The organism is Ensifer sp. NPDC090286, from assembly GCF_044769565.1.
GTDB lineage: Bacteria > Pseudomonadota > Alphaproteobacteria > Rhizobiales > Rhizobiaceae > Ensifer.
In genome coordinates this window covers 1-22,948 of record NZ_JBIVYF010000007.1, presented here as the reverse complement: position 1 = coordinate 22,948, position 22,948 = coordinate 1, and the positions used below count along the sequence as shown (strand labels likewise).

The window sequence follows — 22,948 nt, the reverse complement described above, 5'->3', positions numbered from 1 at the left end:
GTCGCAATTGCGGCGGGCCATTTTCTTTGCTCCGAGGGGGAAATGTGATTGCTGCATATGTTGACATAAAGATATCTTTATGTGATTGACTTGGCTTCGTGTTTGTCGTTTTCAGAACGGGAGATTTCCCATGTCCGCCATCGACGCCCTTTTCGGCGATGTTTCCTCCAAGCCGGATGGCTCCGAGATCAAGCGGGCGCTGGCCCAGGCTGCGCGTGAACGCATCCTGATCATGGATGGCGCGATGGGCACGGAGATCCAGCAGCTCGGCTTCATCGAACAGCATTTCCGGGGCGACCGATTCGGCGGCTGCGCCTGTCACCAGCAGGGCAACAACGACCTTCTGACGCTGACCCAGCCGAAGGCGATCGAGGACATCCACTACGCCTATGCGATCGCGGGCGCCGATATCCTCGAAACGAACACCTTCTCCTCGACCCGCATCGCCCAGGCCGATTACGGCATGGAGGACATGGTCTATGAGCTCAACCGCGACGGCGCCCGGCTGGCGCGCCGCGCCGCCAAGCGCGCCGAGGCCGAAGACGGCCGCCGCCGCTTCGTTGCCGGCGCACTCGGGCCGACGAACCGCACGGCGTCGATTTCGCCCGACGTCAACAATCCCGGCTATCGCGCCGTCACCTTCGACGATTTGCGCATCGCCTATGCCGAACAGATCCGCGGTCTGATCGACGGGGGCGCCGACATCATCCTGATCGAGACGATCTTCGACACGCTGAATGCGAAGGCGGCGATCTTCGCGACCAAGGAAGTCTTTGTCGAAAAGGGTATCGATCTGCCGGTCATGATCTCCGGCACGATCACCGATCTCTCGGGCCGCACGCTGTCGGGCCAGACGCCGACCGCGTTTTGGCACTCCGTGCGCCACGCCGAACCCTTCACCATCGGGCTCAACTGCGCGCTCGGCGCCAATGCCATGCGCGCCCATATCGACGAGCTCTCGGGCGTTGCCGATACCTTCGTCTGCGCCTATCCCAATGCGGGCCTGCCGAACGAATTCGGCCAGTATGACGAGACGCCCGAGCAAATGGCGGCGCAGGTGGAAGCGTTTGCCCGCGACGGGCTCTTGAACATCGTCGGCGGCTGCTGCGGCTCGACGCCGGCCCATATCAGCGCGATCGCCAGGGCGGTTGCCAAGCATCCGCCGCGCGAGATCCCCAAGGTCGAGCCCTTGATGCGCTTATCCGGCCTTGAGCCCTTCACGCTGACGTCGGACATTCCCTTCGTCAATGTCGGCGAGCGCACCAACGTCACCGGCTCGGCCAAGTTCCGCAAGCTGATCACCGCAGGCGACTATTCGGCAGCCCTCGATGTCGCGCGTGACCAAGTCGCGAACGGCGCCCAGATCATCGACATCAACATGGACGAGGGCCTGATCGATTCAAAGCAGGCGATGGTCGAGTTCCTGAACCTCGTCGCCTCCGAGCCGGATATCGCCCGCGTTCCCGTGATGATCGATTCGTCGAAATGGGAGGTGATCGAGGCGGGCCTGAAGTGCGTTCAGGGCAAGCCGCTGGTCAATTCCATCTCGATGAAGGAAGGCGAAGAGGCGTTCCTGCACCACGCCAGGCTCTGCCGCGCCTATGGCGCCGCCGTGGTCATCATGGCCTTCGACGAAGTCGGCCAGGCCGACACCCAGGCGCGCAAGGTCGAGATTTGCACCCGCGCCTACAAGCTTCTGACCGAACAGGCGGGCTTCCCGCCCGAGGACATCATCTTCGACCCGAACATCTTCGCGGTGGCGACGGGTATCGAGGAGCATAACAACTACGGCGTCGACTTCATCGAGGCGACGCGCGAGATCATCAAGATGCTGCCGCATGTGCATGTGTCGGGCGGCGTCTCGAACCTCTCCTTCTCGTTCCGCGGCAACGAACCGGTGCGTGAGGCGATGCACGCGGTGTTTCTCTACCACGCCATCCAGGCGGGCATGGACATGGGCATCGTCAATGCCGGCCAGCTGGCCGTCTACGACGCGATCGACCCGGACCTGCGTGAGGCCTGCGAGGACGTCGTGCTCAACCGCCGCGCCGATTCGACCGAGCGCATGCTTGAGCTCGCCGAGCGCTATCGCGGCCAGGGCGGGGCTCAAGGCCGAGAGAAGGATCTCTCCTGGCGCGAATGGTCGGTGGAGAAGCGTCTCGAACACGCGCTCGTCAACGGCATCACCGAGTACATCGAGGCCGATACGGAAGAAGCACGTCTAACCGCCGCGCGGCCGCTGCACGTCATCGAAGGCCCGCTGATGGCTGGCATGAACGTCGTCGGTGATCTCTTTGGCTCCGGCAAGATGTTCCTGCCACAGGTGGTGAAATCCGCGCGCGTCATGAAGCAGGCGGTTGCCGTTCTGTTGCCGCACATGGAGGCGGAGAAGCTTGCCAATGGCGGCGAGGCGCGCCAGAGCGCCGGCAAGATCCTGATGGCGACCGTCAAGGGCGACGTGCACGACATCGGCAAAAACATCGTCGGCGTCGTGCTCGCCTGCAACAACTACGAGATCATCGATCTCGGTGTCATGGTGCCGTCTGCCAAGATCCTTGAAGTGGCCCGCGAGCAGAAGGTCGACATCATCGGCCTTTCGGGTCTGATCACCCCGTCGCTCGACGAGATGGTGCATGTCGCCTCCGAACTTGAGCGCGAAGGTTTCGACGTGCCGCTTCTGATCGGCGGCGCAACCACCAGCCGCGTGCACACGGCGGTCAAGATCAATCCGCGCTACGACCGCGGCCAGACGGTTTACGTCACCGACGCGAGCCGCGCCGTCGGCGTCGTTTCCAGCCTGCTGTCGCCGGAAGCGCGCGACAGCTACATGGAGACGGTGCGAGCCGAGTACCGCAAGGTTGCCGACGCCCATGCGCGCAACGAGGCGGAAAAACGCCGCCTGCCGCTATCGCAGGCGCGCGCCAACCAGCATCGGATCGACTGGTCGAGCTACCAGGCGAAAGCCCCGTCTTTCCTCGGCACCCGCGTGTTCGAGAGCTGGGATCTCGCCGAACTCGCCCGCTATATCGACTGGACGCCGTTCTTCCAGACCTGGGAGCTGAAGGGCGTCTATCCGAAGATCCTCGACGACGAGGCGCAAGGGGCGGCCGCCCGGCAGCTCTTCGACGACGCGCAGGCGATGCTCAAGAAGATCATCGACGAAAAATGGTTCGCGCCGAAGGCGGTCGTCGGTTTCTGGCCGGCCGGCACGGTCGGCGACGACATCCGGCTCTTTACCGGCGAAGACCGCACGGCTGAGCTTGCGACCTTCTTCACGCTGCGCCAGCAGCTTTCGAAGCGCGACGGTCGCGCGAACGTGGCGCTCTCCGATTTCGTCGCGCCTGCCGATAGCGGCTCCAACGACTATGTCGGCGGCTTCGTCGTGACGGCCGGTATCGAGGAGGTCGCAATTGCCGAGCGCTTCGAGCGGGCCAACGACGATTATTCGTCGATCCTGGTGAAGGCGCTGGCGGACCGGTTTGCCGAAGCCTTCGCCGAGCGCATGCACGAGTATGTGCGCAGGGAACTCTGGGGCTATGCGGCTGACGAGACATTTACGCCCGTCGAACTGATCGGCGAACCCTATGCCGGCATCCGCCCGGCGCCCGGCTATCCGGCCCAGCCTGACCATACGGAAAAGGCGACGCTCTTCCGGCTGCTCGATGCCGATGCCGCAATCGGCGTCAGCCTGACCGAGAGTTATGCGATGTGGCCGGGGTCGTCGGTATCGGGGCTCTATATCGGCCATCCGGAAGCCTATTACTTCGGTGTCGCCAAGGTCGAGCGCGATCAGGTCGAGGATTATGCCGAGCGTAAGCGCATGCCGGTGCGCGAGGTCGAACGCTGGCTGTCGCCGATCCTCAACTATGTGCCGATGCCGGAAACGGAAGCGGCCGAGTAACGTTCGCATGAAATGATGACGAGCCGATCCAGGCTCGTCATAACCGATGCTGTTCGTTGCCTTCGGGCTGATCGTCCAGCGCGGCAAGGAAGGCCGTGAGCGCCGCATTGAAGCGGTCCGGTCGCTGCAGCGGCGCAAAGTGGCTGACGCCATCAAGCAGGATGAATGCCGCGCCGGGAATGCTGTGGGCGAGATAGTCCGCGTGTTCGCCCTTGATGAATTCGTCATTTTCGCTCTGAACGATCACCACCGGCACGCGGATCTTGTCGAGATCGTCAGCCGTATAGTTCGGCTCTGTCTTCTGCATTGCGCTGACGGCATCGACGAAGGCGCCGAAATCGTCCGGCGTTGAAGACAGTTGCCTGTAGTCGCTGGAATGCCGCCCGAAGCAGCGGTCGAGGATCGGGCTCGGTTCGATCTCCCTGGTGCCGCTCGGGTCCATGTTGCAGGCAAAGAAAAAGACGCCACTCGCCCGTTCCGGTGCTTTCGACGCCAGCACCAGCGCGATGCAGGCGCCGTCGCTCCAGCCGGCAAAGGCTGCCTCCGGAAGCTTCAGCCGGTCCATGACGGCGAGCACGTCCGCCGCCATCAGTTCATAGGTATAGGGCCGGGCGTCGCGCGTACTGCGGCCATGGCCGCGGCTGTCGATCAGGACGGCGCGGTGGCCGGCATCAAGCAGCGCGGGGATCTGATAACCCCAGTTGCCGCTGTGGCCGAGGCCGCCATGCAAGAGAACCACCGGCTTGCCGGAGCCATAGGTGGCATACCAGATGCGGGCACCCTCGCGCTCGACATGGCCCTCGACGGTGGCAGCGGGCAGGGGAAGTGCGCCGTTCTCGGCAAACTTCGCGAGGTCGTCATCCTGGAATTCCACGGGCCCGTCTCCCTGCTTGGCGCGGCGCGCTTAGTTCACCGGCTGCGGCTCCGGAAACTGCCAGGATCCGTCGAGAATCGCCTGGCGCGGGCGGTAGAGCCGCACCGTATAGTTCCATCCCTCCACCACCGGCAGGCAATTGGCGATCTTGCCGTCGCAGCCGCCGAACTGGATCGCGACACTGCCATCATCCGTTTTCTTGGCGGTGATGTTGTTGATCGTATAGGCGTCGTAGGGGTTCTTTTCGTAGAACCCTTGGGCATCATAGACGCTCACCGACCAGAAGGCGTCGACAGGCACGTCCTTGACGTGGAGCTTGTAGATGGTCTTGCCGTCGTTCTTGGCGGGCGTGACGTTCAAGTAGGTCGCGTCCTTGTCCGGATTGCCACCCCAGCCGGTCGCCGTGCCGATCAGGTGGCGGATCGGGTCGACCTCTTGCTTGGTGCCGAAGGCCTTCTTGAAGTCCGGCATGGTCGAGCCGAGCACCAGCAGTGCCTCGCGCACCTTCTTCTGGCTCGCCGGATCAAAGGCCGGAATTTCGAAACTGCCGGCTGCTTGCTGGCTGACCTTGATGGCGTCCTGCAGGGCGTGGACTGCGGCGATGTCCTTGGGGCTGGCCGGATCGACGAGCGTGCGGATACCGACGACGACGTAGCGCGTGCCGACCTTTTCCTTCGTCAGCATGGTTTCGCCGGCGCCGTAGACGACTTCGGGCACATAGTGATCCTCGTTGATCACCTGCATAGACATGAAACGCTTGCCCGCATCCGGTAGCGTGATGGTCACCGGGCCGGCGTCGAGATCGAAGACGGCCGACGAATAGAGCGTGTCGCGGTTGAGGCGGATGACGGTTTGGTTGTCGATGGAAGCCGGCTCTCGCCGGTGCAGCAGCTTGCCAAGGCCGCCTTCCTTGACCATGCCGGCCGCGTACATGTCGCTTTCGGCGCGAACGAAGTTGTCGACGCCGACCGGCACTAGATCCGCCGCGATCGAGGGCGCAGCCACGAAGGGCAGGAGAAACGCGGAGAGGGCGGTTCGGCGGAAGATGCTGGACATCGACGGTTCCCTTCAGGTGTTGCGACAGGAAACGGACGCGCCTGTCGCGCAAAGCGTGACGTCGCCCGCCATGGCGCGATGGCGGGCCGTCGGCTCTCTGCTGCCTATGTCGGGCCCGGCAGAAGGTTCACGCAAGTACGTAACGGTTACGGACACTGGCGGTTTCGAACACCCTCTCGGCATGATGGCGCCGTTTGCCAAGCTGCGGTAACATCAAGGGCTGGAGTACATCGCACGTTGAGAGCCCGTCGATGGAGCGCCGTCTCGCTGCCGTCCTGATCGCGGATGTCGTCGGTTACAGCCGCCTGAGCCGGCTGGACGAGGAAGGGACGCGTCTGCGATTCCAGTCCGACCTCAACACGATCCTTGAACCCCTCTTTCGCGAACATCATGGACGGCTGGTGAAGACGATGGGCGATGGCTTGCTGGTCGAGTTCCGCAGCGTCGTCGATGCGACGCAATGCGCGATCGAAATCCAGAAGCGCAAGGCGGCGGCAGAAGCCGAAAAGGCGGCGAACGGCGAGAGGCTGGATTTCCGCATCGGCATCAATCTCGGCGACATCATCGTCGAGGGGGACGACATCCACGGCGACGGCGTCAACATTGCCGACCGGGTGCAGGGGCTCGCCGAGCCGGGCGGCATTGCCATCTCGGGCACGGCCTATGACCAGGTGGGTTCGAAGCTGAAGGCCGGTTTCGCGTCGCTCGGGGCGCAGACGGTCAAGGGGCTCGCCGAACCGATCCGTGTCTATCGCGTGCTTCTTGATCCCGATGCCGCTGGCAAGACGATCGTCGCGCAGAATGGGCGCAACACTGCTCGGTTGAAGAGCGTAGTGATCGCTCTGGCGGTGCTTGCGCTGGCGGCGGCTGTTGGCTGGTGGCAGCCTTGGACGTTGATTGCGCCGCAAGGGCCAGCGCAGCGCTTCGCCTATCCCTTGCCGGACCAGCCATCCGTCGCCGTTCTGCCCTTCATCAATGTCAGCGGCGACAGTGATCACGACCATCTGGCCGAGGGGCTGACCGACGATCTCATCACCGAGCTGTCGAAGGTGTCCGGCCTCTTCGTCATCGCCCGTCATTCGGTGTTTGCGCTGAAGGGCAGTGCCGACAAGATCCAGGACGTGGCTGCCGAACTCGGCGTGCACTACGTGCTGGAGGGCACGCTGCAGAGGGCCGATCAGCGGCTGCGCATCAACGTCAAGCTCATCGATGCGATGAGCGGTCTTTCGCTGTGGGCGGAACGTTACGACCGGCAGTATGCCGACTTGTTCGCGGTTCAGGACGACGTGATCGGCAAGATCATCGCAGCGCTCGAGGTCAAACTCAGCGATGGCGAACGCGACCAGCTGGCACGCATCCCGACCGACAATCTGGAAGCCTATGACAACTACATGCGGGCGGAACAGCAGGGCCTGATCTGGCGCGATGTCGACACCTATCGCCAGACGCTGTCCTACTATCAGCGGGCGATCGATCTCGATCCGGATTTCGCCGACGCGCATGCCGGCATCGCGCGTGTCGCCGTCGACGTCTGGCGAAACGACTACAACTATCTCTGGTCGGCGGCCGTGGCGCGCAAGATCGCCTATGACGCGGCGGGCCAGGCCTTGAAGCTCGACGCCAACAATGCCCGCGCCCATACGGTCCTGGCGCTGCTGCAGCTCGTCGACGGCCGCGCCCTGGAGGCAAAGGAATCGGCACTCCGGGCCGTCTCCGCCCAGCCGAACGATGCGGAGGCCCTGGCCAATCTGGCGCTGATACTTGCCCAGACCGGCGAGCACGCGCAGGCGATCGAGGATATCGATCGGGCCTTGCGGCTCGATCCGTCGCCGTCCTCGAGCCTGCAGCTTCTGGCCGGCATTGTCTATTACACGGCGCGCCGCCTGGAGCGGGCGATCCCGTTGATCGAGGCGGCCAGCCAGTCGCTGCCGAAGGCGGAAGGCGTGCGCGAATATCTGGCTTCCGCCTATGCCCAGCGCGGCGACCAGAAGAGTGCAGCGGCCGAGGCGGCGGAGCTGCTGAAGCTCTTCCCCGATACCAACCTTACCTACTACGGCTATCTCTACGACTACTGGCGCGAGGAGGATCTTTACCGCCATCTCTTCGGCCTGCGCGTCGCCGGCATCCCGGAATGGCCTTTCGGTTTTGTCGGCGCTGCCAGCGATCGGCTCGGTCCGGCAGAACTGAAGCAACTGACCACCGACAAGTCCTGGGTCGGGGTCCACAAGAACGGCACGAGCTTCGCGCAGTTCTTCGACAAGGACGGCAATACCGCCTATCGGACCAGCAACACCAACATCACCGGACGCATCGAAGTGAAGGGCAACCAGCTCTGCGAGAAATACGACGGCTATTTTCTCGACCGCATGGTCTGCGGCTACGTTTACCGCAACACCGCCAAGGGTGAGCGCACGGCGGACTACATCAACGTCACGCCGCAGGCGCTAAAATTCTTCTCGATCGAGAAGTGATCGCTGTTGTCGTCCAGCGGGCGGCCGGATCAGCGCGAAGGCTTGGTCCAGTTGATGTTCGCCTTTTCGGTGAGCAGCGTCTGCTCGACCTCGGACCAGTGCTTGCGCGAATCGACCACCTTGTTCGGGTTCTTCACCAGCCCGTCGGCCGCACCGGGATCGTAGCTGAGATAGAGCTTGTCCTCGATAATGCGCCACGCCTTCGGGTCGATGTTGGTCGTGACCGTACCGAAGGAAACGCCATCGGCGCAGTAACCGCCATATTGCGGTGCGTAGCGGGTGGGCTCCTTAATGAACTGGTCGCGATGTTCGGCGCTGGCAAACTGCCAGGTCGCGCCGAGCCAGCGGTAGCTGAACTCGGGCGATCCTTCGACAGCCTTGTTCTCGGTGAAATAGGCGACGGGATCGTAGCCTTTGATCGCGACGTCACCGAAGTAGCCGGTGTTGACGGGCTCTTCCGCCAGCGACGGCATGGCGGACCCAAGCAGGACCGCCGTCGCCGCGATTGCAAATCGTATGGAGTGTCGAGACATGCCGTATCCTCCGTTTCCGGATCTGATCTATTGCCGTTTCGTGCATTCGCCGTAGAGCCAGTCGCCGACCAGTTCGGCCTTCTGGCAGGTGGCGCCGGCCTTCAGCAGAAGTTCGGCGGCCGGCCAATAGGATCGCCAGCCGGCTTGGGTGAGCGGCGTGTAGCCGTTGCGCTCCTTGGCTTCGATGTCGGCCTTGTTGGCGAGCAGAAAGGCGACCACCTCGGCGTGGCCCTCTTCGGCTGCCGCGTGCAGCGGCGACATCTTGTAGAAATTGGAGACGTCGTTGACTGCAGCACCCTTGGCGACGAGCAGTTTGACGGTTTCGAGATTGCCGCCATAGGCCGCGGCATGCAGTGCGGTGAGACCGCCCTTGTTGCGGATCTCGATGTCGTTGCCACGGTCGATGAGAAGGGCGACGACCTCGGCGCGCCCCTTGAGAGCGGCAATCAACAGTGCCGGCTCACCGGCCGCATCGGGCTCGGTGATGTCGGTTCCCTGATCGAGCAACTGTTTGACACGTTCCGTGTCGCCGTCCCGTGCCGCGTCATGCAAGGGACCCGCGTTCGCCGCCGCGGCGAAGAACGCCACCGCGGCCAGCGAAGCAAAGAGAGATTTCATCGCGTAACCTCCGCCCCAGCTTCGGTCTCGCCAAGTAGGAAGGGCGAAAATACCACAGGGCGGCCGGCGGAAACAGGCATTAGCGCCGCCCGATCCATACTCCTTTTGGGTGTCTGCGAGGAGGAATGCCTGTCAGGCGGCGACCTGCATCAGGTCGAGCATGCGGCCGATCGCGCTGGGAATGGGCGCGATGATCGGCGTGGAGAACATCGGCTGGAGCGCGTCGGCCGCCTGGCCGAGCGGGCCGCCGCCGATGATGACGGCGTCGGCGCCGTCGAGCTCGATGCATTGGCGGACCGCCTCGCCGAGGGCCGAAAGCAGCCGGTCCGGGTGGGCGGAGAGCGCCAGCGGGTCGCCCGAAGTGCAGCGGATGCCGGTATATTGCTCCCAGACGCCGAGATCGCGGGCGCGGTCGTCGATCGCCTGGATCAGTTCCGGCGTCGTGGTGGCGACACCGAACTTGCGGCCACCCTGTGAGGCCTCGATCATCGAGGCCTCACAGATACCGATGACGGGGATTTCGAGCCGATGCTTGAGCGCGGCAAGGCCGGGATCGCCAAACGCGCTGACGACGATGCCGAGGCATCCGGCTTCATGCTTCTCGCCGATCTCGACGACCTCGGCAGCGGACGCATCCAGCTGCTCCGGAGTGACGATCATCGGCGGGTTCCGCATGGCCGTGGCAACTGCCACGGCCATGCGTCCTGATGCTGCCCGGCGTGCGATGGCGACCATCATGTCGCTGGTGGCACGCGAACTGTTCGGGTTGATCAGAAGGATATGTGCGCTCACGTTCTCAGTTCCACGCCGACTTTGATTTCAGAAGTGTCAGCCTTCGCCAGGTCGGCATCGGCAGGCTGGGTGAGGTCTTCCATCGACATGCCGTAGGTCTCGGGGCCGAGCTGGATGCAGAAGGCGAAGACCGCATACATGCCGGCGGCAAGACCGAAGACACCGACCATGCCGTAGACGTCGAAGAGGGCGCCGGCGATGGTGGGGACGAAGGACCCTGCGGCCGAGCCGGTAGCCAGGATCAGCGCCACGCCGAAGGCACGGATGCGGGTCGGGAAGAGTTCCGGCGCATAGATCCAGATCGAGGTGTTGAGCAGCAGCACGAAGAACTGGAAGATCGCGCCGAACATCAGCACCAGATAGATGTTGGTGCCGAGATAGGCGATCGAGACTGCCGCGAGGCAGGCGAAGACCGCACCCAGCGTCAGCACCTTCTTGCGCGGGAAGTAGTAGCCGAACATCGAGGCGGCGATGGCGCCGAGCACGCTGCCGCTCTGGATGATCATGCTGTAGAGCAGGCTGCCCTGCAGCGTGTAGCCCATGGAGACGAAGATGATCGGCATCAGCGTCAGCACCGAAAGCTGGGCGCCGTAGCTCATCAGGATGGCGATGGCGACGGGAATGGTGCGGCCGATGAAGGGCGCACGGAAGAGTTCCTTCCAGTCGCTCTTGGCTGGCTCTTCGTCCTTCAGGTGATCCTTGGTGAGGTACTCCTGGACCTTGAGATTGCGCGGGCGCAACGAGCCGGAGGCAAGGATGGAAAGCACCTTGTTGGCTTCGTCGATCTTGCCTTGCGATGCCAGGAAGCGCGGGGTCTCCGGCACGAAGCGGCGGTAGAAGACGACGAGCAGCGCCGGCAAGGCGAGCGAGGCAAACAGCCAGCGCCAGCTGTTTTCACCCGGGAAGAGGGTGAAGATCATCAGTCCGAAGGCGGGTGCGAGGAAGTTGCCAAAGCCGCCGGCGCCGACATTGACGAGGCCGGCTGCGGTGCCGCGGAATTTCGGCGAGCAGAATTCCGACAGCATGGTGACGGCCGTCGAGATCTCACCGCCGACGCCGAAACCGACGATGGCGCGAGCGAAGCAGAGCGTGGCGAAATTCGGCGCCATGGCGCAGGCGGCCGAGCCGATGGTGAAGAGCAGGAGGTTGATGGTCAGCATCACGCGGCGGCCGTAGCGGTCGCCAAGAATGCCGGAAAGCAGGCGGCCGATCGCTGCGCTGCCGAAGGTGATGGTGTTGAGGAAGCCGATGTCGGTGCCGGTCAGGCCCCAATGTTCTTTCAGGATCGGGCCGGCGACGCCGATGGTGTTCTGCTCGAAACTGTCGAACAGGCAGCCGATGAGCACGAGGGCGAGGATCTGCTTGTGGGCGCCGGTGACGCCGATCTTGGTGAAGGCTGATTCCAACTGTCTGATGACCGGCGATGACCTGCCGGACGGTACCATATTTTCCGCTGCCATGGTTCGTTCCCCTTTATGGCTTAACAACGTGAAAATGTGAAAACTCAGTTTCATGAAATCTACATTATGAAATCACAGTTTCATAGGAGATTCTATGACGCGCTGCGAAAGGAAATGGCCGCTCGCAACCCAGGTTAGGGAAAGCAGATTTCATGCCATTCTATGAGAAACGGCAGTTTCTCATTTATCGTCAAACGCTTGGCGACAGATTGCGCTCGAACGAGCGGTTGAAACTCAGATTTCGTCTGCTTGAGAAATGTTCTGCTGTTTCAGGCAAATGCCCAATCGGCGCTCACAGTTCGTCGAGTGCGTCGTTGATCGCCTCGATGCCGCGCAGGCGGTTTCGGCCGGCGGGGCCGGCGATTTCGATGCATCGGGTGGTGAGCAGATGGCAGAGCGCCATCACCGAGACATGGTTGAACAGAGGCCCCGGCGCCAGCGTCTGGCAGCGGAAGTGCCATTCCGCCTGGTTGAGGAAGGGAACGCCTTCGTCGGTGATGTAGAGCAGCCGTGCGCCCGATTTTTCGAGCTGCGCGAGGATCGGTTCGATCAAGGTGACGCGCCGGCGCAGGCCGAAAAGGATCACGACGTCGTCGCTGCCGATGCTGACCAGATGCTCGCCGAGCGTCTGGCCGCCACCGGGGATGGCCGATATGTGCTCGACCACCTGGGTCATCTGCCATTGCAGATAGGTGGCGAAGGAATGGCTGGCGCGAAAGCCGATAACCCAGACCTTGCGGGCGCCGAGGATGGCGGTGGCGGCCGCCGTCACCTGGGTTTCGGAAATGGCGAGGAACGTCGCTTCGATATTGGCGACGCCCTGCGCCACGTGCGAGGTGAGCGACTGCTCGCCGCCGCTGTCGGTGGCGGTCGCGAGAAACAGGCGCGACCCCGTCTGCTTGTCGGCGCGGGCATGCCGGCGCGCTTCCTCGTAATTGTCGTAGCCGAGCCGCTGGATGAAGCGCGACACCGTCGCCTTCGACACATGCGCCAGCGCCGCCAGTTCCTGGGCGGAGTAGCTGGCGACCTCGCCTGGAAAATCGCAGAGGAAATCGCCCAGCCGCCGCTCGGCCGGATGCAGCTCTGGCAGCACTTGGCGAACACGGGTGAGGAAGGAACGTTCTTTCGGGCTCATGCGATGTCCATGAAACTGGCGTTTCACGGCAATCTCTGATTTTCGCGGGGATATTGCAAGCGAGGCGGGCGGATGCCGCCCCGCTTTCAACTGCGGCCGACGCGGGCAGTTGCTCGCGCGCGTCAGTATTTGGACGGCACGTAGAGTTCCGGCGGCAGCACCTTGCGCTCGTAGTCCGGGTTGAAGACGCGTTCCGGCAGCGAGATTTCCTCGTGCGGCACATCCTCGTAGGGGATCTGCGCCAACAGATGGTCGATACAGTTCAGCCGGGCACGCTTCTTGTCGTTGCCTTCAACGATATGCCAGGGCGCTTCAGGAATGTTGGTGCGGGCAAAGGTCTCTTCCTTCGCCTTGGTATAGGCTTCCCAGCGCACCCGCGACTGCAGGTCCATGGGCGAGAGCTTCCACTGCTTCAGCGGATCATGGATGCGCACGAGGAAGCGCATCTGCTGCTCCTCGTCGGTGATCGAGAACCAGTATTTGACCAGACGGATGCCGGAGCGAACCAACATGCGCTCGAATTCCGGCACGTCGTCGAAGAACTGCTCGACCTGATTTTCGGTGGCAAAGCCCATGACGCGCTCGACGCCGGAGCGGTTGTACCAGGAGCGGTCGAAGAGCACGATCTCGCCACCGGCCGGCAGGTGCGGCACGTAGCGCTGGAAGTACCATTGCGTCTTTTCGCGGTCGGACGGGGCCGGCAGTGCGACGACGCGCACGACGCGAGGATTGAGCCGCTGGGTAATGCGCTTGATGACGCCGCCCTTGCCGGCGGAATCGCGGCCCTCAAAGATCACCACCACCTTTTCCTTGTGGTGGACCACCCAGTCCTGCAGCTTGATCAGTTCTGATTGCAGTCTGAGTAGAGAGCGAAAGTAGTCGATGCGCGGGATCGATGGCGGATGGTTCTTGCGGTAGATCTTGCGGATTTCTTCCGACAGCGCCGGCTCGGAAAGCTCGAGTTCGTAATCCTCGTCGAGCGTGTCGGCCAGTTCCGCTTCCAGCCAGTCCTGCGTTTCGATCTCGTCGTTCGACCTGTTCATCTGACCCTCCGGATTCCGTGTGCTCAACGACAGCTTTGCGTGATGCCATCGTTAGTCGGCTTATTTCACAGCCGCATGAAGGGAATTTGACGCTGGTACCTCCACCCTCGATCGGCACTATCCCTTGATGTACCAGCCCCAAGGCTCGTCGGCGTCGAAACTGGTAATCTGCTTGGTCTCCAGATAGTTCGAAAGGCCCCAGCGGCCGAGTTCGCGGCCGATGCCCGATTGTTTGTAGCCGCCCCAGGGCGCTTCGGTGAAGGTCGGCTGCGAGCAGTTGATCCAGACGATGCCGGCGCGAAAAGCCCGGGCGACGCGCTCGCAGCGGTCCCTGTCGGCCGACATGACGGCGGCTGCAAGACCGAAGCGGCTGTCGTTGGCCATGCGGATCGCGTCTGCCTCTTCGCCAAACGGCTTGACGCAGACCACCGGGCCGAAGATCTCCTCGCGCCAGACGTAGCTGTCCTCGCGCATATCGGTCAGCACCGTCGGCTCAATGAAGTAGCCGCTGTTGAGGCCGGCCGGGCGGCCTCCGCCGGCAGCCACGGTGGCGCCGTCCTGGCGGGCGCGGTCGATCGCGCCCATGATCTTGTCGTACTGGCCCTTGGAGACGATCGGCCCGAGCAGGGTGCCGTCATCGATGCCGTTGCCGATGGTGATTTTCGCTGCCTCCTCGCAGAGGCGCTTGACGACGGTCTCGTAGATCGTCTCCTCGACAAGCACGCGTGAGGTCGCCGAGCAGACCTGGCCCTGGTTCCAGAAGATGCCGAACATGATCCATTCGACGGCCTTGTCGATATCGCTGTCGGCGAAGACGACGAAGGGCGACTTGCCACCGAGTTCGAGGCTGACATTCTTGATGTCCTGGGCGCCGGCCATCATTACCTTGCGACCGGTGACCACGGAGCCGGTGAAGGCGAGCTTGTCGACCAGCGGATGCTCGGTCAGCGGCTGGCCGGCGTCCTGGCCGGTGCCGGTGAGGATGTTGAGTACGCCGGCCGGCAGCCCGACCTCCTCGGCGATGACGCCGAGCTCAAGCGCTGTCAGCGGTGTCAACTCCGACGGTTTGAGCACGATGGTGCAGCCGGCGGCGAGCGCCGGCGCCACCTTCCACGACACCATCAGCAGCGGATAGTTCCAGGGTGTGATCGCGCCGACGACGCCCAGCGGTTCGCGCACGGCGCGTGACGTGAAGCGGCTGTCGCCGACGGTGATCGCCTCCTCCGGGTTGGCGTCCAGTTCCTCGGCGAGCCCGGCATAATAGCGGAAGCAGCCTGCGGCATCGTCGATGTCCCACAATGCTTCCGGCAGCGGCTTGCCGTTGTCGGCGACTTCGAGCCGGGCCAGCGAGTGGCGCTTCTCTTCGATCTTGGCAGCGATCGCGCGAAGATAGGCGGCGCGCTCGGTTCCCGACAGTTTCGGCCAGGGACCGCTGTCGAAGGCGATGCGGGCAGCCTTTGTGGCCCGGTCCACGTCTTCGTAGGTTGCGGCAGGTGCACGATGGATGACCTCTTCCGTCGCCGGATCGATCACGTCGAGCGTGCCGCCGCGGCGCGGTTTTTCCCATTTTCCGTCGATGAACAACCGGTCCTGCATGCAATACCCCTTTATAGCCCGGTGCGAGTATGGCCAGTCAAAGTGAAACGCGCCAGCCGTAAGTTACGGCTGGCGTTGATCTTTTTCCCGCGGGGAGACGGCTCTAACGGTTGGTCGCGGACCCGCGCCACGCAAGGAAAGGCAAAACCGGCAGCACGGCGCAGGCGCTGGCAAAGAGCCAGAACTGCCCGAGCGTCACCAGATCGCTGGTATACAAGGCTCCCGAGACGATGCCGGCGATCAAGCAGGCATCCATGAGTGGCAAGCTGACGGCGTAAAACACGGCCTGGCGCTCCAGAGGCAGGCAGCGCTGCACGAGGGTAAAGTAGGTGGCGAAGGCGATCATCTCCGGTATGCCACCGACGATCAGCAGTGCGCTCGCGACCAGATAGTTGGGCGCGAAAATCAGCGCGAAGGTCGAAAGGCCCTCGAGCAGGCTGGAGATGAGATAGGCGCGAAGCAGCGCCTGCGTGCTGGCCAAAGCCCCTGCCAATCGATGCGAGACGATGGCGCCCATCAGGGCGCCGGCACCCTGCGCCGCCAGCAGCAAGGTCCACATCTCGGGACCCAGATGAAACTGGTCACGATTGAGCCAGAACAGGAACGGCTGCAGCGCCCCGAGCGAGATCATGTAGCCGAAGGCCGGTAGCAGCAAGGCCCAGAGCACGGGGTTTTCGCGGAACATCGCAAGGATTTCCCGTCCGAAGCCCGAAGCGTGCGAGGGGGCCGCGTTCTCTTGCTCCTGCCTGTCACTTGGTTGAAGCACGAGCAGAAGGGCCGCCGCGATCTGGGCGAGCGCCAGCGCAGTAAGCGTTGCCTCGATCGAGATGGAGGCGGCTGCGAGACCCGCTGCCGGCGGTCCGAAAATCTTGCCGAAGCGGTCGATCGCCTGGAAGGCGGTATTGGCCTCCATGTTGCGACCGGCGGGAACGACGGCGGCGCGCAGCATCAGGAGGCCCGGCGTGATCACCGCATCCGCAGCGCCGATGACCAACACGGTCATCTGCACAGTCATCGCGTCCGGCGCGAATGAAAGGCCGGGAATGGCGACGGCGGTCACCAACAGGGAGTATAGCACCGGAAGCCTAGGGCCGCTCCGCCGCAGGAGCGCGGCGACGATCGGCGCAAGCAGGAGGCTCGGCAGCAGGCGCAAGGCAAGACTGCCGACCAGTTCCGCACCGGCGCCGAAACGCGCTGCGACGACGAGCGGCAACGCGGCGACGAGCATCCAGGAGCAGAAGGAATCGACGGTGAGGACAATGCTGATGCGCCGGAAGGCGGCATCGTACCAAAGATTGGAATTTTCCATAGGAGAGCCCGATGAGACGCCATCGATCTCGGGTCTGCTGCATTGGCAGGTTTGATGAGATCGACGCGAACAGGATAAGCCCGCGCGAGAGGCGGACGGTTCTGGGCTCACAGATGCAAGCCCCGCCTTGCGGGGCTAATCAGGCCATCAAATGGGGTTCGCTCGACATGGCCCGCCATCTACCATGGGCGCTTATCAGGTGACAAGCGGCAGCCTTCATGGTGATGGCTGCCGCGATGGATAGGCGGCTCTGCGCTATCGCGGTGCGTTGGCCAAGGCCGGCGTGACATTGGCGATCTGCGTGATCAGCATGCCGCCGACGATGAAGAACAGGCCGGTCAGCCGCGCCGCATTGACTGGCTTTTGCGGAAAACCCATCAGGCCGTAGTGGTCGATCAGCATGGAAACGACCATCTGGCCGGCAATGACGGCAACAATGAAGCTTGCCGCGCCGAGCTTCGGCGCAAGGAGGAGGGCCGCGGTAATGTAGATCACGCCGGCGAGGCCGCCGATCCAGATCCACCACGGACCCTTGAATGCCACAGCCAGGTTGGGCAACGGCGCCCGGAAGGCAATCAGCATCGGCAGGATGAGCGCGAGGCTGGCGCCGAGCGAGACAACCGTCGCCCAGAGCGGATGGCCGAGGAGGCGGCCAAGGTTGGCATTGGCGCCGGCCTGGAGGGGGACGACGGCGCCGGCGAAGATCGCCACGGCAAGCAACAGGAGGGAGGAGAGATTGGGCATTGTTTTTTCCTTTTGTTGCCGTGATCCTCTTTCATTTGTTTGGAGAATGGAAATTCCGATTTTGCACGTGCTATATTCGTGCGATGAATAATCTTGGCGCTATCGACCTGAACCTGCTCGTGGTGCTCGACGCCCTCCTGGCGGAGCGCCATGTCTCGCGCGCGGCTCTCCGGCTGAACAAGAGCCAGCCTGCCGTCAGCCATGCGCTGGCGCGGTTGCGCGCACTGTTCGACGACCCGTTGCTGGTGCGCCACGGCGGCAAGCTCGAGCCGACGGTGCGGGCGCTGGAGATCGCGCCGCAGCTTGCCGAAGCGCTCGCGCATATGCGTCAGCTCATGGGGTCTCAGCCGTTCGATCCGGCGCGCGCGCGCCATGTCTTCCGGCTGGCGATGTCCGACTACGCAGCACTTGTGCTGCTGCCGCAACTGACGGCAGTGCTGCGCCGGCAGGCGCCCAACGTCGATCTCATTGTCAGCCAGGCGAGCCGCGAAGTGATGATGGCGCAGGCTGTCGATGGGGAGATCGATCTGGCGCTCGGGGTTTTCCCGACGCTTGCCGAGGATCTGAGAACATCCTTGCTGTTTGAGGAGCACTTCGCCTGCTTGGCCGACCGTGCGAGCCTCGGCGGCGAACCGACGATGGATCTTTCCGCCTATCTGCAGCGGCCGCATATCCTCGTTTCGCTGCGCGGCGATACCGGTAACGAGATCGACCTTGCGCTTTCGGCTATCGGGCACAAGCGCCGTATCGCGCTGGCCTTGCCCCATTGGAGTGCGGCGCCGGGTCTCGTTGCCGGAACCGACCTCGTGCTGACGGTCGCGCGCCGTATCCTGCCCCGCGACGGGGAGGCCGGGCAGCTTGCCATCTTCCCGCCGCCCTTCGCGATCCCACCCTTCGCCTTCCGGCAGATCTGGCACCGGCGGCGCGACGGCGATCCGGCCCATCGCTGGCTGCGGGACCTGATCGCCGGTGTTCTGGCGCCGTCGACTGCGGCCCCCGCCGCCGTGTGACGCGTGAAAACGAAAAGGCCCGGTACGGCGATGCCGACCGGGCCTTTCTTATAGGCTTTGTTTAGCGCGTCAGTGGCTGACGCCCTGGATCGCCGAAACCTGCCATTCGGCGCCCGGCTTGCGCACGAAGGTCCAGAGTTCGACGGCTTCCGTCAGATTGTCCGGATCGCCGCTGATTACCTTGCCGGTGGTGCGGTCACGCATGACGTCGATGCTCTCGTAGCGCATGGCGACGGTCGCGAACTCCGTTCCGTTTTCCGACCAGGCCTCGGCGACGTCGCCCTGAACCAGGTGCACATCGCGCACATCGTTCTTGACGCCGCTCGTGGCGTTGTCGCTGAGCTCTTCGGCGAGGTAGGACATGGCTTCCGGCGTCGTCAGGCGACGCAGCGTGCCGTAGTCTTCCGCAGCATAAGCGGCCTGTACGTCCTTCAGCATCTTTTCGAACTGCTCGAGGTCGGAGCCCTGGATGCCGATCTCATCGGTCGAGCCGTCGGCAACGGGCGCTGCCTGAGGGGCAGCCTGGGGCCGCGCCTGCGGCTGGCCGCTTGCCTGGCCACCGCCGATGCTCGGGATCTTGAACGACGGCATGCCGTTCGAAGGCTGCTGACCCGACGAGCGCTCGGACGGACCGGCATAGGCCGTCCGCTGGCGGTTGCGGTTAAAGAAGCGCATGGCGAGCATGATCAGGCCGCCGATCAGCAGCATCTGCACGATCAGGCCGAGGAAGCCGGCAGCGCCGCCGAAGCCGCCGCCCATCAGCATGCCGATGAGGCCACCGACCATCAGGCCGCCGAGCAGCGAACCGCCAAAGCCGCTGAAGAATCCCGGACGGGCGTTCGGCTGGGCGGCGTTCGGACGCGTCTGGCCGGCTGCCGGAGTGGCGGCGGCGGGGCCTGCGTCCTGGCGCGGCGTCATCGAACGGTTGATCGGTGCCGCGCTGGTCGGCGCGGTGTTGGTGGTTGCCGGCTGCGAGAAGGTGCGGGTGCCGCGGCTACCGAAGCCGCCACCCGAACGCCGCGCTTCGGCGACGTCCACAACGGTCAGCGCGACGACCATGCCGATCGCCATCATTGCCAGAGTTCGTCCAAAACGCCCAAATCGCTGCATTGCCATCACAACCCCTAAATCTTGCTTGGGCTCAAACCGAGCCATCAGGGCCTGATATAGGGGCTCGACGCCTGAGATTTAAGCTTTTCGCGTCGTTTTTCGGCCAGTTTACCGTTATCCGACACCGAATCCGACGTGGAATCAGCATCTTCGGCGGGCGCCCGAACGCCGCCCGCTCTTGCCCGAGACACCTAGCGATTGGCCGCGAGGATCATCGTCGCCGCCTTTTCGGCGATCATGATCGTCGGTGAATTGGTGTTGCCCGAGGTGATCGTCGGCATGACCGAAGCGTCGGCGATGCGCAATCCCTTGAGCCCCCGCAGGCGCAGTTCCGGATCGACGACGCTGTCGGGGTCGGCGCCCATGCGGCAGGTCCCGACCGGATGGAAGATCGTCGTGCCGATGTCGCCGGCCGCACGCTTCAGGTCCTCCTCGGTCTCGTAGGAAGGCCCCGGCTTGAACTCGACCGGGTTGAAGCGGGCGAAGGAGGGTTGCCTGACGATCTGCCGGGTGAGGCGAATGGCGCTGACAGCGACGTTTCGGTCGGCCTCCGCCGTCAGGTAGCGCGGCCGGATGTCCGGTGCGGCGGCAAAGTCCGGCCCTTTGAGATGCACCGAACCGCGGCTTTCCGGACGAAGGTTGCACACACTGGCGGTGATCGCCGGGAAGGAATGAACCGGCTCGCCGAACTTGTCGAGCGACACCGGCTGCACGTGATACTGCAGATCCGGCGTTTCCTTTTCCGGCCCGGAGCGGGTGAAGATGCCGAGCTGGCTCGGCGCCATCGCCATCGGGCCGGATCGTTTCAAGAGATATTCGAGCCCGATCGACGCCTTGCCGAACAGCGAGTTTGCCTTTTCGTTGAGCGTCGGTACGCCTGTCACCTTGTATGCCATGCGCAACTGCAAATGATCCTGCAGGTTCTCGCCGACGCCGGCCCGCTCATGACGAAGCGCGACGCCGTTTTCCTGCAGCACGTCGCCGCGACCGATGCCGGAGAGTTCTAGTATGTGCGGTGAGCCGATCGCGCCGGCGGAAAGCACCGTCTCGCGTGTGGCCGAGGCGCGCTTGACTGTGCCGTCGTGCTGGAATTCGACGCCGGCGACGCGATCGCCCTCGATGATCAGCTTGCGCACATGCGCTTTGGTCAGAACCGCAAGGTTGCCACGCTTCTGCGCGGGGCGCAGGAACGCCTTTGCGGTGTTCCAACGGATGCCGGAGCGCTGGTTGACGTCGAAGTAGCCGGAGCCTTCATTGCTGCCGCGGTTGAAATCCGGCGTCTCGGGAATGCCGGCTTCGCTTGCCGCCTTCTGGAATGCGTCGAGTACGTCCCAGCGCACGCGCGCCTTTTCCACCCGCCATTCGCCGCCGGCGCCGTGCATCTCGTTGGCGCCGCGATAATGGTCCTCGGATTTCTTGAAGAGCGGCAGCACGTCGTCCCAGCCCCAGCCGGTGCAGCCGAGCTGGCGCCAGTGGTCGTAGTCGTGCGCCTGGCCGCGCATATAGATCATGCCGTTGATCGACGAGCAGCCGCCGAGCACCTTGCCGCGGGGATAGCCGAGCGCCCGGCCGTTCAGGCCCTCTTCGGCTGCGGTCGTGAAACACCAGTCCGTACGCGGATTGTTGATGCAGTAGAGATAGCCGACGGGAATGTGGATCCAGTGGTAGTTGTCGCGGCCGCCGGCTTCGAGCAGCAGCACGCGGTGCCGCGGGTTTTCCGAAAGGCGGTTGGCAAGCACGCAACCGGCGCTGCCTGCCCCGACGACGATGAAGTCGTATATGTCCATGGTTCTCCCTCGATATCTACGGCTCGGCCCTTCAGATCCGGGGTTTGCGCGAGATCGCTCCTTCAGCCGCGCCCCGGCGCCGCATCCCTTCGCGTCATGCCCTCTTCCCAAACCGCCAGCCGTCGCGAACGAATGCAGGAATGCTCCGGCGCCGGATGATGGCCGCCGGGGGCGTTCGTCTCGCTCTGTTCATATTTGGCCAGACATGCTCCTCAGATGTCCGCTCTGGCACGTACCATCGGGAAAAAACCGCTTGGATGCAAGCGTGCGGAACCGTAAATTGCAAAACAGGATCTGTTCATTTTCGGACAGACAGGGAGTGAGCATGAATCCGAATTTCACCTGGGACGATCTGCAGTTCTTTCTGGCGGTGGCCCGTACCGGGCAGCTGTCGACGGCGGCGCGGCGCCTGAGGACCAGCCATGCCACGGTGTCGCGTCGCATCGACCGGCTGGAGTTCGCGCTGAAGGTCAAGCTGTTCGAGCGCAATCCGCGCGGCTACGTCTTGACCGGCATGGGCCAGCGCTTCGTCGAAACCGCCGAGCGGATCGAGCGCGAGACCGAACAGTTGCAGCTCGACATCAATGACGGCCTGACGGCACAGCGCGGCGTCGTCCGGCTGAGCACGCTCGAAGGCTTCGGAAACTTCTTCCTGGCCGACCGGCTGGGGGACTTTGCGGCGCGCTATCCGAACGTCTCCCTGGAAATGCTGGCAATCCAGCAGATCATGTCGCTGTCGCGCAAGGAGGCGGATATCCAGGTGGCGCTGACGGCGCCGAAGGCCGGGCCTTACCAATCCGAGGTGCTGACCCCCTATACGCTGCATGTCTATGGCGCGCGCAGCTACCTGTCGAAGCATCCGCCGATCACCGGGCGCAACGACCTCGCGGCCCACCGCTTCGTCGGATATATCGAGGACATGATCTTTGCGCCCGGTCTCGATTACCTGGGGGAGCTGCAGCCAGGCCTGCATGCCCATTTCCAGAGTTCGAGCATCCTGACGCAGCTGAAGGCGGTGCGGCAGGGGCTGGGTCTTTGCGTCTTGCCGCACTTCATCGCGCAGCAGGAAGAGGACCTGGAGATCGTCCTGCCGGAAGAGATCGAACTCAAGCGCACCTACTGGCTGGTTTGCCATAGGGATCTGGTGGCCGTGCCGCGGGTGAGGGCGGTGCGCGAATTCCTGATGCAGAGTGTCAGGGAAGACCGCGGCCATTTCACCCGCGAATTGGCGTTGCCGACGACTGACGTTCGGCGCCTGTCGCGCTCCTAAATCCTGCCAGATTGTGGCGATATAAGATCGTGCAACCAATGGGCGGTGATTTGCGGGCCGAAGACCGTGGCCGCGCGGATCAAAATCGACCTAGTTTATCAACAGCTGGAATTATTGTTTATAATCAGTGCGTTGTCGATTTTGGAAGTTTTTTTGAAGGTTGCTGTTGACGTGTTCGGGGATGGGGGTCTATAAGCCCGATCACTGACGAGGGCGGCGGCGCTGCTGGCGACGACGAC

General features: G+C 63.5%; 18 protein-coding genes. 5 read left to right on the top strand and 13 right to left on the bottom strand.

Features of this window, described 5'->3' with window-relative positions:
- The first annotated feature begins 130 nt into the window (after nt 1-130).
- Nucleotides 131-3,901, top strand: a complete 3,771-nt coding sequence (gene metH, locus ACIQUG_RS29035) for a methionine synthase (protein WP_402325724.1) — start codon at nt 131-133, stop codon at nt 3,899-3,901.
- A gap of 37 nt (nt 3,902-3,938) precedes the next feature.
- Here metH and ACIQUG_RS29030 read toward each other — a convergent pair whose 3' ends face one another.
- Nucleotides 3,939-4,775: an alpha/beta fold hydrolase gene (locus ACIQUG_RS29030; RefSeq protein ID WP_402325723.1), complete on the bottom strand. Its 837-nt coding sequence runs from the start codon at nt 4,773-4,775 to the stop codon at nt 3,939-3,941.
- 30 nt (nt 4,776-4,805) lie between these two features.
- Complete coding sequence (locus ACIQUG_RS29025) at nt 4,806-5,831, bottom strand: DUF1254 domain-containing protein (RefSeq protein ID WP_402325721.1); 1,026 nt, start codon at nt 5,829-5,831, stop codon at nt 4,806-4,808.
- On the opposite strand from ACIQUG_RS29025, the gene ACIQUG_RS29020 reads away from it, so the two are divergent.
- Nucleotides 5,821-6,042, top strand: coding sequence for a hypothetical protein (locus ACIQUG_RS29020; protein WP_402325720.1), 222 nt, complete (start codon nt 5,821-5,823; stop codon nt 6,040-6,042). The two genes, ACIQUG_RS29025 and ACIQUG_RS29020, sit on opposite strands and share 11 nt — an antisense overlap.
- A 40-nt stretch (nt 6,043-6,082) precedes the next feature.
- A complete protein-coding gene (locus ACIQUG_RS29015) occupies nt 6,083-8,302 on the top strand; it encodes an adenylate/guanylate cyclase domain-containing protein (RefSeq protein ID WP_402325719.1) in 2,220 nt (739 codons plus the stop codon).
- A 29-nt stretch (nt 8,303-8,331) separates the two neighbouring features.
- On the opposite strand, the gene ACIQUG_RS29010 is transcribed toward ACIQUG_RS29015, so the two are convergent.
- The 9 genes from ACIQUG_RS29010 to ACIQUG_RS28970 all read right to left on the bottom strand — a co-directional run bounded on the left by ACIQUG_RS29010 (nt 8,332) and on the right by ACIQUG_RS28970 (nt 17,532).
- Nucleotides 8,332-8,835, bottom strand: a complete 504-nt coding sequence (locus ACIQUG_RS29010) for a YHS domain-containing (seleno)protein (protein WP_402325718.1) — start codon at nt 8,833-8,835, stop codon at nt 8,332-8,334.
- Nucleotides 8,836-8,862: 27 nt separating this feature from the next.
- Nucleotides 8,863-9,453, bottom strand: a complete 591-nt coding sequence (locus ACIQUG_RS29005) for an ankyrin repeat domain-containing protein (RefSeq protein ID WP_043614832.1) — start codon at nt 9,451-9,453, stop codon at nt 8,863-8,865.
- A 132-nt stretch (nt 9,454-9,585) separates the two neighbouring features.
- A complete protein-coding gene (locus ACIQUG_RS29000; protein WP_402325717.1) occupies nt 9,586-10,245 on the bottom strand; it encodes an aspartate/glutamate racemase family protein in 660 nt (219 codons plus the stop codon).
- Nucleotides 10,242-11,705, bottom strand: coding sequence for an MFS transporter (locus ACIQUG_RS28995; protein ID WP_043619493.1), 1,464 nt, complete (start codon nt 11,703-11,705; stop codon nt 10,242-10,244). Before ACIQUG_RS28995 ends, ACIQUG_RS29000 begins: the two co-directional genes overlap by 4 nt.
- A 292-nt stretch (nt 11,706-11,997) precedes the next feature.
- Nucleotides 11,998-12,840: a MurR/RpiR family transcriptional regulator gene (locus ACIQUG_RS28990; RefSeq protein WP_402325716.1), complete on the bottom strand. Its 843-nt coding sequence runs from the start codon at nt 12,838-12,840 to the stop codon at nt 11,998-12,000.
- Nucleotides 12,841-12,962: 122 nt separating this feature from the next.
- Nucleotides 12,963-13,883 carry a polyphosphate kinase 2 gene (ppk2, locus tag ACIQUG_RS28985; protein ID WP_043619495.1) on the bottom strand — a complete coding sequence of 307 codons (921 nt, stop codon included), beginning with the start codon at nt 13,881-13,883 and terminating at the stop codon, nt 12,963-12,965.
- Nucleotides 13,884-14,000: 117 nt separating this feature from the next.
- Nucleotides 14,001-15,479: an aldehyde dehydrogenase family protein gene (locus ACIQUG_RS28980; RefSeq protein WP_402325715.1), complete on the bottom strand. Its 1,479-nt coding sequence runs from the start codon at nt 15,477-15,479 to the stop codon at nt 14,001-14,003.
- Between the two features lie 103 nt (nt 15,480-15,582).
- Nucleotides 15,583-16,788, bottom strand: coding sequence for an MFS transporter (locus ACIQUG_RS28975; RefSeq protein ID WP_402325714.1), 1,206 nt, complete (start codon nt 16,786-16,788; stop codon nt 15,583-15,585).
- Between the two features lie 255 nt (nt 16,789-17,043).
- A complete protein-coding gene (locus ACIQUG_RS28970) occupies nt 17,044-17,532 on the bottom strand; it encodes a DMT family transporter (protein ID WP_402325713.1) in 489 nt (162 codons plus the stop codon).
- Nucleotides 17,533-17,615: 83 nt separating this feature from the next.
- On the opposite strand from ACIQUG_RS28970, the gene ACIQUG_RS28965 reads away from it, so the two are divergent.
- Nucleotides 17,616-18,542, top strand: a complete 927-nt coding sequence (locus tag ACIQUG_RS28965) for a LysR substrate-binding domain-containing protein (protein WP_402325712.1) — start codon at nt 17,616-17,618, stop codon at nt 18,540-18,542.
- Between the two features lie 69 nt (nt 18,543-18,611).
- Here ACIQUG_RS28965 and ACIQUG_RS28960 read toward each other — a convergent pair whose 3' ends face one another.
- A complete protein-coding gene (locus tag ACIQUG_RS28960; RefSeq protein ID WP_402326055.1) occupies nt 18,612-19,613 on the bottom strand; it encodes a Tim44 domain-containing protein in 1,002 nt (333 codons plus the stop codon).
- Nucleotides 19,614-19,843: 230 nt separating this feature from the next.
- Nucleotides 19,844-21,439: a GMC family oxidoreductase gene (locus tag ACIQUG_RS28955; RefSeq protein ID WP_402325711.1), complete on the bottom strand. Its 1,596-nt coding sequence runs from the start codon at nt 21,437-21,439 to the stop codon at nt 19,844-19,846.
- Nucleotides 21,440-21,764: 325 nt separating this feature from the next.
- Here ACIQUG_RS28955 and ACIQUG_RS28950 point away from each other — a divergent pair, with 325 nt between their 5' ends.
- Complete coding sequence (locus ACIQUG_RS28950) at nt 21,765-22,709, top strand: LysR family transcriptional regulator (protein WP_402325710.1); 945 nt, start codon at nt 21,765-21,767, stop codon at nt 22,707-22,709.
- The last annotated feature ends 239 nt before the right edge of the window (nt 22,710-22,948 follow it).